13 protein-coding genes and 2 pseudogenes are annotated in these 12732 nt (G+C 63.0%); 3 read left to right on the top strand and 12 right to left on the bottom strand.

Annotated features, from left to right (window positions below; genetic code table 11):
- Position 1: 1 nt before the first annotated feature.
- From rplB to ABIC17_RS05110, 11 genes and pseudogenes are all read right to left on the bottom strand, one after another.
- Entirely contained in the window at positions 2–856 is an 855-nt protein-coding gene (gene rplB / locus ABIC17_RS05160) for a 50S ribosomal protein L2 (protein ID WP_131531372.1), read from the bottom strand.
- A gap of 4 nt (positions 857–860) precedes the next feature.
- Complete coding sequence (locus tag ABIC17_RS05155; RefSeq protein WP_131531370.1) at positions 861–1172, bottom strand: 50S ribosomal protein L23; 312 nt, start codon at positions 1170–1172, stop codon at positions 861–863.
- Complete coding sequence (rplD, locus tag ABIC17_RS05150; RefSeq protein WP_242182313.1) at positions 1165–1791, bottom strand: 50S ribosomal protein L4; 627 nt, start codon at positions 1789–1791, stop codon at positions 1165–1167. Before rplD ends, ABIC17_RS05155 begins: the two co-directional genes overlap by 8 nt.
- A gap of 2 nt (positions 1792–1793) precedes the next feature.
- Positions 1794–2549 carry a 50S ribosomal protein L3 gene (gene rplC / locus ABIC17_RS05145; protein WP_354279783.1) on the bottom strand — a complete coding sequence of 252 codons (756 nt, stop codon included), beginning with the start codon at positions 2547–2549 and terminating at the stop codon, positions 1794–1796.
- 247 nt (positions 2550–2796) lie between these two features.
- Complete coding sequence (gene rpsJ, locus ABIC17_RS05140) at positions 2797–3105, bottom strand: 30S ribosomal protein S10 (RefSeq protein ID WP_007406109.1); 309 nt, start codon at positions 3103–3105, stop codon at positions 2797–2799.
- A 159-nt stretch (positions 3106–3264) separates the two neighbouring features.
- Positions 3265–4458: an elongation factor Tu gene (gene tuf, locus ABIC17_RS05135; protein ID WP_242137512.1), complete on the bottom strand. Its 1194-nt coding sequence runs from the start codon at positions 4456–4458 to the stop codon at positions 3265–3267.
- 121 nt (positions 4459–4579) lie between these two features.
- Positions 4580–6676, bottom strand: coding sequence for an elongation factor G (gene fusA / locus ABIC17_RS05130; RefSeq protein ID WP_354279779.1), 2097 nt, complete (start codon positions 6674–6676; stop codon positions 4580–4582).
- Positions 6677–6770: 94 nt separating this feature from the next.
- A complete protein-coding gene (gene rpsG, locus ABIC17_RS05125) occupies positions 6771–7241 on the bottom strand; it encodes a 30S ribosomal protein S7 (RefSeq protein WP_010164592.1) in 471 nt (156 codons plus the stop codon).
- Positions 7242–7298: 57 nt separating this feature from the next.
- Positions 7299–7670 carry a 30S ribosomal protein S12 gene (gene rpsL, locus ABIC17_RS05120; protein WP_010164594.1) on the bottom strand — a complete coding sequence of 124 codons (372 nt, stop codon included), beginning with the start codon at positions 7668–7670 and terminating at the stop codon, positions 7299–7301.
- Between the two features lie 292 nt (positions 7671–7962).
- A pseudogene (gene copM / locus ABIC17_RS05115) lies at positions 7963–8190 on the bottom strand (CopM family metallochaperone); the annotation flags it as partial.
- Between the two features lie 108 nt (positions 8191–8298).
- A pseudogene (locus ABIC17_RS05110) lies at positions 8299–9033 on the bottom strand (MauE/DoxX family redox-associated membrane protein); the annotation flags it as partial.
- Positions 9034–9108: 75 nt separating this feature from the next.
- Here ABIC17_RS05110 and ABIC17_RS05105 point away from each other — a divergent pair.
- The 3 genes from ABIC17_RS05105 to ABIC17_RS05095 all read left to right on the top strand — a co-directional run bounded on the left by ABIC17_RS05105 (position 9109) and on the right by ABIC17_RS05095 (position 12090).
- The gene (locus ABIC17_RS05105) at positions 9109–9522 is read left to right on the top strand and encodes a MerR family transcriptional regulator (RefSeq protein WP_354279776.1); all 414 of its coding nucleotides are present in this window, start codon (positions 9109–9111) and stop codon (positions 9520–9522) included.
- 129 nt (positions 9523–9651) lie between these two features.
- Positions 9652–11106 carry a glycerol-3-phosphate dehydrogenase gene (gene glpD, locus ABIC17_RS05100; protein ID WP_354279774.1) on the top strand — a complete coding sequence of 485 codons (1455 nt, stop codon included), beginning with the start codon at positions 9652–9654 and terminating at the stop codon, positions 11104–11106.
- A gap of 45 nt (positions 11107–11151) precedes the next feature.
- Positions 11152–12090: a DMT family transporter gene (locus tag ABIC17_RS05095; RefSeq protein ID WP_354279772.1), complete on the top strand. Its 939-nt coding sequence runs from the start codon at positions 11152–11154 to the stop codon at positions 12088–12090.
- 4 nt (positions 12091–12094) lie between these two features.
- On the opposite strand, the gene ABIC17_RS05090 is transcribed toward ABIC17_RS05095, so the two are convergent.
- Positions 12095–12727, bottom strand: a complete 633-nt coding sequence (locus tag ABIC17_RS05090; RefSeq protein WP_354279770.1) for a DUF938 domain-containing protein — start codon at positions 12725–12727, stop codon at positions 12095–12097.
- Positions 12728–12732: the final 5 nt, after the last annotated feature.

Below are 12732 nucleotides of genomic sequence, written 5' to 3'. Positions count from 1 at the left end.
CTTAGCCCTTCCTCTTCGTCGAATGACGCGAACGGATGATCATCTTATCCGTCGACTTGTTATGACGGGTGCGCGCACCCTTCGTCGGCTTGCCCCAAGGCGTGACCGGATGACGGCCACCCGAGGTGCGGCCTTCACCACCGCCGTGCGGATGGTCGACCGGGTTCTTGGCGACACCACGCGTCAGCGGGCGGATGCCCAACCAGCGGTTACGACCGGCCTTCGCCAGGTTGGTGTTGCCATTGTCCGGGTTCGACACCGCACCGACCGTCGCCATGCAATTGGCGTGGAGGTAACGCTGCTCGCCCGAGTTGAGGCGGACCATGACCATGCCCTTGTCGCGACCGACAACCTGCACATAGGTGCCTGCCGACCGTGCGAGCTGACCGCCCTTGCCCGGCTTCATCTCGACGTTGTGGACGATCGTGCCAACCGGCATTTGGCCCAGTTCCATCGCGTTGCCCGGCTTAACGTCGGTCTTCTTGTCGGCGATCACGCGATCACCAACGGCCAGACGCTGCGGCGCGATGATGTACGCGACGTTGTCCTTGCCTTCCGCGGTCTGACCATAATTGATCAGTGCGATGAAGGCGGTGCGGTTGGGATCATATTCGATCCGCTCGACCACGCCATCGACGCCCCAGTTACGGCGCTTGAAGTCGATGATGCGGTAGCGCTGCTTGTGACCACCGGCGATGCCGCGCGAGGTCACATGGCCCTTGTTGTTGCGCCCACCGGTCTTGCGCTTGCCTTCGGTCAGCGCCTTGACGGGGCCGCCCTTGTGCAACGCCGAACGGTCGACGAGGATGAGCCCGCGTTGGCCGGGGCTCGTCGGATTATAATGCTTCAGTGCCATCGGATCAGATCCCCGTCGTCACGTCGATGGACTGACCGTCCTTCAACGTCACGATCGCCTTCTTGATGTCGGAGCGCTTGTAAGGAGCACCCTTCCACTTCTTGGTCTTGCCCTTCTGGACGATCGTGTTGACCCCCAGAACGGTCACGTCGAACAGCGCCTCGACCGCAGCCTTGATCTGCGGCTTGGTCGCGTCGTTGGTGACCTTGAACACGACCGCGTTGTGCTCGCTGAGCAGCGTCGCCTTCTCGGTGATGTGCGGCGCGACGATGACGTCATAGTGACGTGCGTCGATCGCCTCTTTCTGCTTAGCCATTGAAGCGGGCCTCCAGCTTCTCGACGGCAGCGCGGGTCAGGACCAGCGTGTCGTGCTTCAGGATATCGTACACATTGGCGCCTGCAGCCGGCATCACGTTGATCGTGTGCAGGTTGCCCGCAGCCAGTGCGAAGCTCGTGTCGACCATGTCGCCGTCGATCACGAGTGCGGTCTTGCCCGCACCGATGTTCGACCAGCTGCCGATCAGCGTCTTGGTCTTGTTCGCCTCGACAGCGAGGCTGTCCATGACGACCAGCGTGCCAGCCTGCGCATGGCTAGACAGCGCCATCTTCAGACCGAGCGCACGAACCTTCTTGTTCAGGCCCGGGTTGAAGTCGCGGGTCCGCTGACCGTGCGCCTTACCACCACCGACGAAGATCGGCGCGCGGCGATCGCCGTGACGTGCCGTACCGCCGCCCTTCTGGCGACCGAACTTCTTGCCGGTGCGAGCAACGTCGGCGCGCTCACGCGTACCGCTTGCGGTCGCACGACGCTTCTCGAGCTGCCAGGTAACGACGCGGTGCAGAATGTCGGCGCGCGGATCGAGGCCGAAGACCTCGTCGTTGAGCTCGACTTCCGTGCCGGCTGCGCCGTCGAAAGACTGAGAGGTAACCTTCATGATCAGCCCTCCTGGCCGTCGGTCGCGTCCACGGTCGCGACGTCGTTAGGCGTCTCGGCGGGAGCGGTGTCGTTGTTATTGGCGACCTGGCGGAGACCGGCGGGGTACGGCGCATCAGCGTGACGCGCGACCTTGACCGAGTCCTTGACGAGCAACCAGCCACCCTTCGAGCCCGGGACCGAACCCTTGACGAAGATGAGGCCGCGCTCGACGTCAGTCGATACGATTTCGAGGTTCTGCTGGGTGCGGTTCTTGTCGCCCATCTGGCCGGCCATCTTCTTGTTCTTGAAGACCTTGCCCGGATCCTGACGCTGACCGGTCGAACCGAGCGAACGGTGCGAAACCGAAACGCCGTGGGTTGCCCGAAGACCGCCGAAGCCCCAACGCTTCATGCCGCCCTGGAAGCCCTTACCCTGGGTAACGCCCTGGATATCGACGATCTGGCCGGAAACATAGTGATCTGCCGAGATGGTCGCGCCGACTTCGAGGACAGCATCCTCGGCGACGCGGAATTCTGCGAGCTTCGCCTTGGGCTCGACTTCGGCCTTGCCGAAGTGGCCACGCTGCGGCTTGGCGACATTCTTCGCCTTCGCAACGCCGGCACCAAGCTGCACAGCAACATATCCATCACGGTCGGCCTCGCGAACGGCCACCACCTGCAGATTTTCCAGTGCCAGGACGGTGACGGGCACGTGGCGCCCATCGTCCTGGAACAAGCGGGTCATCCCCAACTTTTTCGCGATCACGCCAGTGCGCATGACCAATGCTCCAATCAGTGCAGAGGCACATCCCGGACCATTCCGGAACATGCGTGCTGGCCCCGACCGAAGCGTCTCGCCTCGTTCGGAACCGGTTCAGCCCAAATTCTTTTATACTGCTGCCCCGACCCGGGCTGGTGCCCCCGCCGTGGCGGGAAACGTGTCGGGGGACGCAGACCCAGCCGAAGCTGGCGGTATCCCTATCAGGTCCGTTTTGGCGGACCGAATCTCTTGCGAAGCGCCGCTATTAGGCGAGCTTGATCTCGACGTCAACGCCTGCGGCGAGGTCGAGCTTCATCAGCGCATCGACCGTCTGCGGGGTCGGCTGAACAATGTCGAGCATGCGCTTGTAGGTGCGGACCTCGAACTGCTCACGCGACTTCTTGTCGATGTGCGGACCGCGGTTGACCGTGAACTTCTCGATGCGCGTCGGCAAAGGAATGGGGCCACGGATAAGAGCGCCAGTACGGCGCGCGGTGTCGGCGATGTCGCCGGTCGCCTGATCGAGCACACGGTGATCGAACGCCTTCAGACGGATGCGGATATTGCTGTCCATAGTCCCTACCAATGCGAAAGAGCGGGCCCGTTACCGGGCGCTAGTTAGTTCTTTTAAAAACCGGAGGCGGGCCACTACACGGCCCTCCACAAAAAGGCAACCGCCCGCGCCTCGATTTGAGGCGCGGGCGGCAGCTTTTTTTAAAAAGACGGTTAGGTCTTACTTAGCGATCGCGCTGACGATGCCCGAGCCGACCGTACGGCCGCCTTCACGGATCGTGAAGCGCTGGCCAACGTCCATTGCGATCGGTGCGATGAGCTTCACGCCGAGTGCAACGTTGTCGCCCGGCATGACCATCTCGGTGCCCTCAGGCAGCTCGACCGTGCCGGTGACGTCCGTGGTGCGGAAGTAGAACTGCGGGCGGTAGTTGGCGAAGAACGGCGTGTGACGGCCACCTTCGTCCTTCGACAGCACGTACACTTCCGACTGGAAGTCGGTGTGCGGCGTGATCGAACCCGGCTTTGCCAGAACCTGGCCACGCTCGACTTCTTCACGACCAACGCCGCGGATCAGCGCGCCGATGTTGTCGCCGGCCTGGCCCTGGTCGAGCAGCTTACGGAACATTTCGACGCCCGTGACGGTCGTCTTGCGGACTGCCGGGTGAATACCGACGATCTCGACTTCCTCGCCAACCTTGACGATGCCGGTCTCGACGCGGCCGGTGACAACCGTACCACGACCCGAGATCGAGAACACGTCCTCGATCGGCATCATGAACGGCTTGTCGAGCGGACGCTCGGGCTGCGGCAAGTACGTGTCGACAGCCTGCATCAGCTTGAGGACGGCGTCATGGCCGATCTCGGGCGTGACGTCGTTGAGGGCTGCAACAGCCGAACCCTGGATGACCGGGATGTTGTCGCCGTCGAAGTCGTACGACGAGAGCAGCTCGCGGATTTCCAGCTCGACGAGCTCGAGGATCTCAGCGTCGTCGACCAGATCGACCTTGTTCATGAACACGACCATCGTCGGCACGCCGACCTGGCGTGCGAGCAGGATGTGCTCGCGGGTCTGCGGCATCGGGCCGTCGGTCGCCGAGACGACGAGGATCGCGCCGTCCATTTGTGCCGCACCGGTGATCATGTTCTTCACATAATCGGCGTGACCCGGGCAATCGACGTGCGCGTAGTGACGTGCTTCGGTCTCATACTCGACGTGTGCGGTCGAGATCGTGATGCCGCGCTCGCGCTCCTCGGGAGCCTTGTCGATGTTGGCATAGCTGGTGAACGTGGCGCCACCGGTCTCAGCGAGCACCTTGGTGATCGCAGCCGTGAGCGACGTCTTGCCGTGATCGACGTGGCCGATCGTGCCGATGTTAAGATGCGGCTTGTTCCGCTCAAACTTTGCCTTCGCCATGATTTCCTACCTTATTGATCGTTTTCGGTTCGCCCGGAGCGCCACGCGAAGCGCGCCCCATAGCGAGAGTTTTTCGGTAGCGCCAGCCCTGACGCCCATCTCGGGCGTCAGGTTTGGTGCCTTAGGCCAGCTTGGCCTTCACTTCGTCCGCAACGTTCGCAGGAACTTCCTCGTAATGCGAGAACTGCATCGAGTAGTTCGCACGACCCTGCGTGAACGAGCGCAGCGCGTTCACATAGCCGAACATGTTCGCCAGCGGAACCATCGCGTCCACAGACTGCGCGTTGCCGCGGGTGTCGGTGCCCTGGATCTGGCCACGGCGGCTGTTCATGTCGCCAATCACGTCACCCAGGTAATCCTCAGGCGTCACGACCTCGACCTTCATGATCGGCTCGAGCAGCTTGATCCCGGCCTTCTGCGCGACTTCACGCATTGCGCCACGAGCACAGATTTCGAACGCCAGCGCCGACGAGTCGACGTCATGGTAGGCGCCGTCATAGACGAGGATCTCGAAGTCGATGATCGGGAAGCCGACCAGCGAACCGGTCGCCGCCGTCTCACGGAAGCCCTTTTCGATCGCCGGGATATATTCCTTCGGAATATTACCGCCCTTGATCTCATCCTTGAAGATGATGCCCGAACCGCGCTCGCCCGGCGTGACCTTGACCTTCACGCGACCGAACTGGCCGGTACCACCCGACTGCTTCTTGTGGGTGTAATCGACATCGACCGGCTTGCCGAGATATTCACGGTAAGCAACCTGCGGCGCGCCGACATTGGCCTCGACCTTGAACTCACGCTTCATGCGATCGACCAGGATCTCGAGATGGAGCTCGCCCATGCCCTTAATGATGGTCTGACCCGATTCGGAGTCCGACGAAACGCGAAACGATGGATCCTCGCGTGCGAGACGATTGAGCGCGACGCCCATCTTCTCCTGATCGGCCTTGGTCTTGGGCTCGACCGAGAGCTCGATCACGGGCTCGGGGAATTCCATCCGCTCGAGGATGATCGGAGCACTCATCGCGCAGAGCGTGTCGCCCGTCGTGGTGTCCTTGAGGCCGGCGAGAGCGACGATGTCGCCCGCATATGCCACCTGGATGTCCTCGCGCTCGTTCGCATGCATCAGCAGCATGCGACCGACCTTTTCCTTCTTGTCCTTGACCGAGTTCGTGACCTGCGACGCGGTCTCGAGCTTGCCCGAGTAGATGCGTGCGAAGGTCAGCGTGCCCACGAACGGATCGTTCATGATCTTGAACGCGAGTGCCGAGAACGGCGCCTCGTCCGACGAAGGACGCTCGTCGACGGTCGTGCCATCGAGCTTGAGACCCTGAATGGCCGGAACGTCGAGCGGCGACGGCAGATAGTCGACGACCGCGTCCAACAGGGGCTGGACGCCCTTGTTCTTGAACGCCGAACCGCAAACCACCGGAACGAACGAGAAGTTGAGCGTGCCCTTGCGGATCAGCTTCTTGAGGTCGGCCGTGCTCGGCTCGTTGCCCTCGAGATACGCTTCCATCAGCGCGTCGTCCTGTTCGACCGCCATTTCGATCAGGTCGCTGCGATACTTCGCTGCCTTCTCGACGAGATCCTCGGGGATCTCGGCATATTCGAACTTCGCGCCGAGGCTCTCTTCGAGCCAGATGATCGCACGGTTCTCGACGAGATCGACGAGACCCTTGAAGCCGCCTTCCATGCCGATCGGGAGATACAGCACAGCAGGACGCGCACCCAGGCGATCGATGATCGACTGAACGCAGAAATAGAAATCGGCACCGGTCCGGTCGAGCTTGTTGACGAAGCACATCCGCGGAACTTTGTACTTCTCAGCCTGGCGCCACACCGTCTCGGACTGCGGCTCAACGCCAGCAACGCCATCGAAACAGGCGACCGCACCGTCGAGCACGCGCAGCGAACGCTCGACTTCGATCGTGAAGTCGACGTGGCCGGGGGTATCGATGATGTTGATCAGATGCTCTTCGCCCTTGCCTTCTTCGGCGCGCCATTTGCACGTCGTAGCGGCGGACGTGATCGTGATCCCGCGCTCCTGCTCCTGCTCCATCCAGTCCATCGTCGCCGTGCCTTCATGCACTTCGCCGATCTTGTAGGACTTGCCGGTGTAGTAGAGGATACGCTCGGTCGTCGTCGTCTTGCCGGCGTCGATGTGCGCCATGATGCCGATGTTGCGATAGCGTTCGAGCGGATGGCTGCGGGCCATGTCAGTGCTTCCTTAAGGATATGGGGAGCCAGCGAAACCGGCTCCCCAATATATAGGTGTTAGTTCTGTCGGCGAAAAGCCGCCGTCTGAACGATTACCAGCGATAATGCGAGAAGGCGCGGTTGGCTTCGGCCATGCGATGCGTGTCTTCACGCTTCTTGACCGCGTTGCCGCGATTGTTCGCCGCATCCATCAGCTCACCCGACAGGCGTGCCGACATGGTGTTCTCGCTGCGCGCACGGGCGGCAGTGATCAACCAGCGGATCGCCAAGGCCTGGGCACGCTCGGGGCGAACCTCGACCGGGACCTGATAGGTCGCACCACCGACACGGCGGCTGCGAACTTCGATGCCGGGCTTCACGTTGGTTAGCGCATCATGAAAAACCGCGATCGGGTCCTTCTTGGCACGCGTCTCGACGGTTGCGAGCGCACCGTAGACGATCAGCTCGGCGACCGACTTCTTGCCGTCGAGCATCACGCTGTTCATGAACTTGGAGAGAACCTCGTCCCCATACTGGGGATCCGGAAGAATGACCCGCTTTTCGGGCCGACGACGACGTGCCATATCAAAAACCTTTTCTAACTTCAGCCATAAGATGGTCGGCTATCAGAGCCGACCGGCTTACTTCGGACGCTTGGCGCCGTACTTCGAACGCGACTGGCGACGATCCTTGACACCCTGTGTATCGAGGACACCGCGCAGGACATGGTAACGCACGCCGGGAAGATCGCGAACGCGACCGCCGCGGATCAGCACGACCGAGTGCTCCTGGAGGTTGTGGCCCTCACCCGGGATGTAGCTGATGACTTCGCGCTGGTTGGTCAGGCGAACCTTGGCCACCTTGCGCAGAGCCGAGTTCGGCTTCTTCGGGGTCGTCGTGTAGACGCGGGTGCAAACACCACGCTTCTGCGGATTTGCTTCCATCGCAGGGACCTTGGACTTGGCCTTCTGCGGGTCGCGGCCCTTGCGGACCAGCTGGTTGATTGTCGGCATTGAATCTCTTCACCTTGGATCGATGGTTACTTTGCTGGAGCCATCACGCCCCCCGAGAACAAATTTCGGGAATACAAAAAGGACCGTCAGGGACATGCGCCCCCCGGGTCCTGGAATGCATCCAGCAATGTTCAAGCACTGTCCCGCAGGAAAACCTTCGGTCGAGCGGAGGTGCGCATACAGCGAGACGGCGATCGGGTCAACCGAGTCGGATGGTTCAGAAACGCTGCAAGCCAGGCACTGGGACGGGTCGAACCGTCAAGGGTTCGGGCGGCGCGTCGAGCATGCCGGGTCAATCCGCGTCTTGCCGGTGCCGGTTTGCCAGCCAGACCTTCATCTGGCTGATCTCTCGTTCCTGGTTGACGATGACGTCGGTTGCCAAGCGTTGCACTTCCGGATCACGCCCGTGCCGGAGCGCCACACGCGCCATTGCGGTCGCGCCCTCGTGGTGCGGGATCATGCCGCGCATGAAATCCTGATCCGCATCACCAGTATAGCCCTGTGTCATCCCGCGCGTCATCGCGCTGTGCCCCGTTTGGTCGGCTACGGTCGCAGGGGACACAGCGACAGGCGAAGGATGCGGCATGGCGTGCGCCGCCCCGCTGCCGAGACCGGAGGCTGTCAGCCCCATCCACACCGCCATTGCGATCATCATGAGGTTCTCGGTCAACGACAGAAAGCCAAGCGGCACATTGCTGGAACCGCCTACGCAAGCGCACTTCAATTCACGCCGATCGAGGTATACCGCCTTGAACACTGACACCACGCCGACAGTCCCGATGAACAACGCGACCGGCACCGAGATCCAGGGCAGTACCCCTGCGACCATCAGCACGCCCGCCACGCCCTCGGCAAAAGGATAGATGTAGGAATAGGGCACCCAGCGTTTCGCCAGCAGATCGTAATTGAGGAACATGGTGGCGAAGCTGTCGATATTCTGGAGCTTGAGCAGCGCCAGTACTGCCATGCTGAACCCGATGAACAACTCCCCCGCCCGGAACGTGAGCGGCGTGCCGTAGGCCGCGTGGCTGGCGGCAAGCGCCATCAGTGCCGTCATCGTGAACAGCGCGGCGACAGGAGTGTAGGTGGTCGCCTTGGGATCGCGGACGACCTTGCCGAAGTGGCGGCGGACGTCGTCATAGCCGCCGATGCGCTTACCGCCGATGAAAGTCTGCGGCGTCGTCTTTACGCGATGCTCAGCCTTGAAGGCGTCCGTTTGCTCACGTGTGGTCAACCAGCGATCGTCGACGGTGTACCCCTCGCGTTGGAGCAGGTCCTTGGCCTTCAGTCCGTAAGGGCACACGTGCGCGTCCATCACCATCCGGTACAAGATGGCGCGGCGCGGTTCGGCGATCGTGTTCATGAGTAGCGGCTTTCGAACTGGTATCTGTCGGATTGCCATCCATATGGGGTGCGTACCATGGTACGGAGTCAAGGGATGCCGCAGATGACCATTGGCGGGCTGGCACGCGCAGCGGGCGTCGGCGTCGAGACCGTGCGCTACTACCAGCGGCGCGGATTGCTGGAGACGCCCGACCGACCGGGCGACGCCGGACATGGAGGGACCGTTAGGCGCTACAGCGCGGCAGATGTGCGCCGGCTGCGCTTTATCCGCTCGGCGCAAGCGGCCGGATTTACGCTTGCGGAGATCAGCGAACTGCTCGCCCTCGATGCGATTGACGATCGAACCCGCGTGCGAGAACTCGCTAGCGAACGGATCGCGGCGCTGGACACAAAAATCGCAGAGCTGGAGCAGGCCCGGACGTCGTTGCACCGGCTTGCACAACTGTGCGGCAGCGGGGGAACCGGGCCGTGCCCGATCCTCACGTCCTTCGAGACATCCGCCCCCTGACCGGCGCATTCCGCCTGACTTGCCCCTAACCTTCCGCGTTGGCCGCTCGTTTCCCAAACTGCCATTCTACCCCCTAAAGCACGTAAACGCCGGGTCGCATCGCGCGCATGAGTGCGATACAGGACAACGGTGACATACGATCTCCTCATCGTCGGCGGCGGTATCAACGGTTGCGCGATCGCGCGCGAAGCGAGTCTGCTCGGCCTCAAGGTCCTGCTCGTCGAACGCGACGATCTCGCGGCGCATACGTCGTCTGCATCGACCAAGCTGATCCACGGCGGGCTTCGCTATCTCGAATATTACGAGTTCAAGCTCGTCGCCGAGGCTTTGCGCGAACGCGAACGGCTGGTGAAAGCGGCACCACACATCATCCACCCGCTCCGTTTCGTGCTTCCGCACGAAAATGCGGTGCGGCCGTGGTGGATGGTCCGACTGGGCCTGTATCTGTACGATTTCCTTGGCGGCAAGATGACGCTGGCGCGCTCGCGCGGGCTCCGCAAGAGCGACGCGGCGTTCGTGGCCCCGCTCAAGGTCGCGTCCAAAGGCTTCGTCTATTCGGACGCGTTCGTCGACGATTCGCGGCTTACCGTGCTCAACGCGATCGACGCCGCCGCCAATGGCGCGGACATCCGGGTCGGAGTCGCGCTCGACTCGGCACGGCGGGACGGAGCCGTATGGCAGGCGCATCTGTCCGACGGCAGCAGCGTCAGCGCGCGCGGGATGGTCAATGCAGCGGGGCCATGGGTCTCGCAACTGCTCGGACGCCTCGGCGTCAACGCCGCCTCGGGCGTGCGGTTGGTCAAGGGCAGCCATATCGTCGTCCCGCGGCTGTATGACGGCGACCACGCCTATATCCTGCAACAGCCCGATCGGCGGATCGTGTTTGCGATCCCCTATCAGGACGGCTTCACCGAAATCGGCACCACCGACGTCCCGGTCGACGCGCCAGAAGACGCCGTGATCGATCAGGACGAGATCGCCTATCTCTGCGAAGCGGCGAACCGCCACTTCACGCGGCAGATCACCCCCGCGGACGTCACCTCGACCTGGTCGGGGGTCCGTCCGCTGTACGACGACGGCGCAAGCGAAGCGAAGGCGGTAACGCGCGATTACGTGCTGGAGCTCGACACGAACGGCCCCACGCTCCTGTCAATCTTCGGTGGTAAGATCACGACCGCACGGCATCTGGCGGAGGAAGCGCTCGAGAAGCTGTCTACCCCGATGGGCTTCAGCGCGTATCCCGTCACGCGCGCGCGCGCGTTTCCCGGCGGTGCAATCCCCGCCTTCCCGCAATATGTCGCCCAAGTCTGCGCGACCTGGCCTTTTCTCGGCGCGGCCCGCGCGGAGCGGATGGCTCATGCCTATGGATCGATGCTTCCGGATATGTTGCAGGACGTCAAAAGTGCCGAGGATCTGGGCCAGGACCTCGGCGGGGGTGTGAGCGAAGTCGAAGCGCGGTGGTTGCGCACCCGCGAATGGGCCCGGAGCGCGGAAGACGTGCTGTCGCGGCGCTCCAAGATCGGCCTGCACCTGAGCGAGACCGAACGAAGCGCGTTCGAGGCTGCTTGGGACGCGCTTGCCTGACCCCGTAGCTGGCGGTCGGGCGAGCATCCTCCTAGTAGGACGCCAATGACGTCCCCTGCCCCCAGCAAGCACATTCCTCGCGACATCCTGCGCACACCCGACCGTATTCTTGCCGCGATCGGGATGCGGCTCGTGTCGGTCATGCTGTTCGCCATCATGAACGTCGTCATCAAGCTGGCCGAACAACATGGTGCCGCGCTGGGCGAAATTCTCTTCTTCCGCCAATTGGGGGCATCCGTTCTGGTCGGCAGCATCGTGCTCGCCGGCCCCGGTTGGCGTTCGGTCGCGACGCAGAAAATCGGGGCACATATTTCGCGCGCCGTTCTGGGTCTGGTGGCGATGGCGTTCACCTTCACGACGATCGTCACGCTGCCGCTCGCCGAGGCGACAACGCTCGGCTTTACGATGCCGATCTTCGCGACGATACTGGGTGCGCTCATCCTCCACGAGCCGACCGGCTGGCACCGGTGGATTGCCGTCGTAACCGGATTCGTCGGCGTGCTGATCATCGCGCAACCCGGCACCGGCCATTTTCCGCTCTGGGGCGCGGTAACGGGACTGCTCGGCGCGCTGGGGACCGCGGGCGTGTCGATCCTGCTGCGCCAGATCACCCGGACCGAAAGCGCGATGACGGTCGTCTTCTGGTTCTCGACCCTGTCGTTGCTGCCGCTCGGCCTGATCTACGTGTTCGTCGCGCGCAGTCATTCCGCCGACGTCTGGCTGTTGCTCGCGGGCGTGGGTTTGATCGGCGGCATCGCGCAGCTGGCGATGACGAGCGCGCTCGGCTGGGGGCCGGTGTCGGTTGTGGTGCCGATGGACTATTCGTCGCTGCTCTGGGCGACGCTGTTCGGCTGGCTGATCTTCGGAACGCTCCCCGCCGCCGCCCTGTGGATCGGCGCACCCGTCATTGTCGCGAGTGGCCTTTACATCCTGTGGCGCGAACGCGTTCGCCACGTCAAACGCGCGCTCGAAGAAGTGCAGTAACGCGTTACCCGGCGCGGAACACGAGCATCAGATTGTTCGCCGGCATCTCGATCAACCGGTCGCGCGTGAAACCGTGCCCCGCCGCGATACGCTCGATTGATTCGGCCTGACGCAATCCCCAGCGCGGATCGCGCGCCCGCAGCGATTCGTCGAAGGCGGTGTTGCTCGGTGCGGGCGGCACGTCGGTCTGCAGGAACGGGCCGTACAGGATCAGCGGTGCGTCCGGCGCCAACAGTCTGGCCGCGCCCGTCAGGAGGCCCAGCGTCGCGTTCCACGGGCTGATATGGACCATGTTGATGCACAATAGCGCATCCGCCCTCGCGATCGGCCAATCGCTTGCGCTCGCGTCGAGCGCGAGCGGCGGCGCGACGTTGACGATTCCGTCGCACCATGCCGCGATCGACACCAATGCGTCCGCATCAGGATCGCTCGGTTGCCAGTCGAGTGCTGGAAACTCCTCCGCGAAATAGGCGACATGCTCGCCCGACCCGCTCGCGACTTCCAGCACCGTTCCGCTGCGCGGCAGATGCTCGCGCAGCACGTCCGCGATCGCCATGCGGTTGCGCAGCGTGGCAGGCGCGTGGCGTCGTGCCTCGCTGCCCGCCTCCCCGGGGATCCAGGGCCCCGACCCGGTCATGCCGG

The sequence above is a fragment of the Sphingomonas sp. PvP056 genome (assembly GCF_040549155.1).
Classification (GTDB): Bacteria; Pseudomonadota; Alphaproteobacteria; order Sphingomonadales; family Sphingomonadaceae; genus Sphingomonas.
This window is presented reverse-complemented; position numbering and strand designations above follow the sequence as displayed.

Coding starts and splice junctions, on each gene's coding strand:
- rplB (WP_131531372.1), bottom strand. CDS start 856: ATGGCACTGAAGCATTATAATCCGACGAGCCCCGGCCAACGCGGGCTC.
- ABIC17_RS05095 (WP_354279772.1), top strand. CDS start 11,152: ATGACGTCCCCTGCCCCCAGCAAGCACATTCCTCGCGACATCCTGCGC.
- rpsL (WP_010164594.1), bottom strand. CDS start 7,670: ATGCCGACAATCAACCAGCTGGTCCGCAAGGGCCGCGACCCGCAGAAG.
- fusA (WP_354279779.1), bottom strand. CDS start 6,676: ATGGCCCGCAGCCATCCGCTCGAACGCTATCGCAACATCGGCATCATG.
- ABIC17_RS05155 (WP_131531370.1), bottom strand. CDS start 1,172: ATGGCTAAGCAGAAAGAGGCGATCGACGCACGTCACTATGACGTCATC.
- ABIC17_RS05090 (WP_354279770.1), bottom strand. CDS start 12,727: ATGACCGGGTCGGGGCCCTGGATCCCCGGGGAGGCGGGCAGCGAGGCA.
- rplD (WP_242182313.1), bottom strand. CDS start 1,791: ATGAAGGTTACCTCTCAGTCTTTCGACGGCGCAGCCGGCACGGAAGTC.
- rpsJ (WP_007406109.1), bottom strand. CDS start 3,105: ATGGACAGCAATATCCGCATCCGTCTGAAGGCGTTCGATCACCGTGTG.
- rplC (WP_354279783.1), bottom strand. CDS start 2,549: ATGCGCACTGGCGTGATCGCGAAAAAGTTGGGGATGACCCGCTTGTTC.
- tuf (WP_242137512.1), bottom strand. CDS start 4,458: ATGGCGAAGGCAAAGTTTGAGCGGAACAAGCCGCATCTTAACATCGGC.
- rpsG (WP_010164592.1), bottom strand. CDS start 7,241: ATGGCACGTCGTCGTCGGCCCGAAAAGCGGGTCATTCTTCCGGATCCC.
- ABIC17_RS05105 (WP_354279776.1), top strand. CDS start 9,109: ATGCCGCAGATGACCATTGGCGGGCTGGCACGCGCAGCGGGCGTCGGC.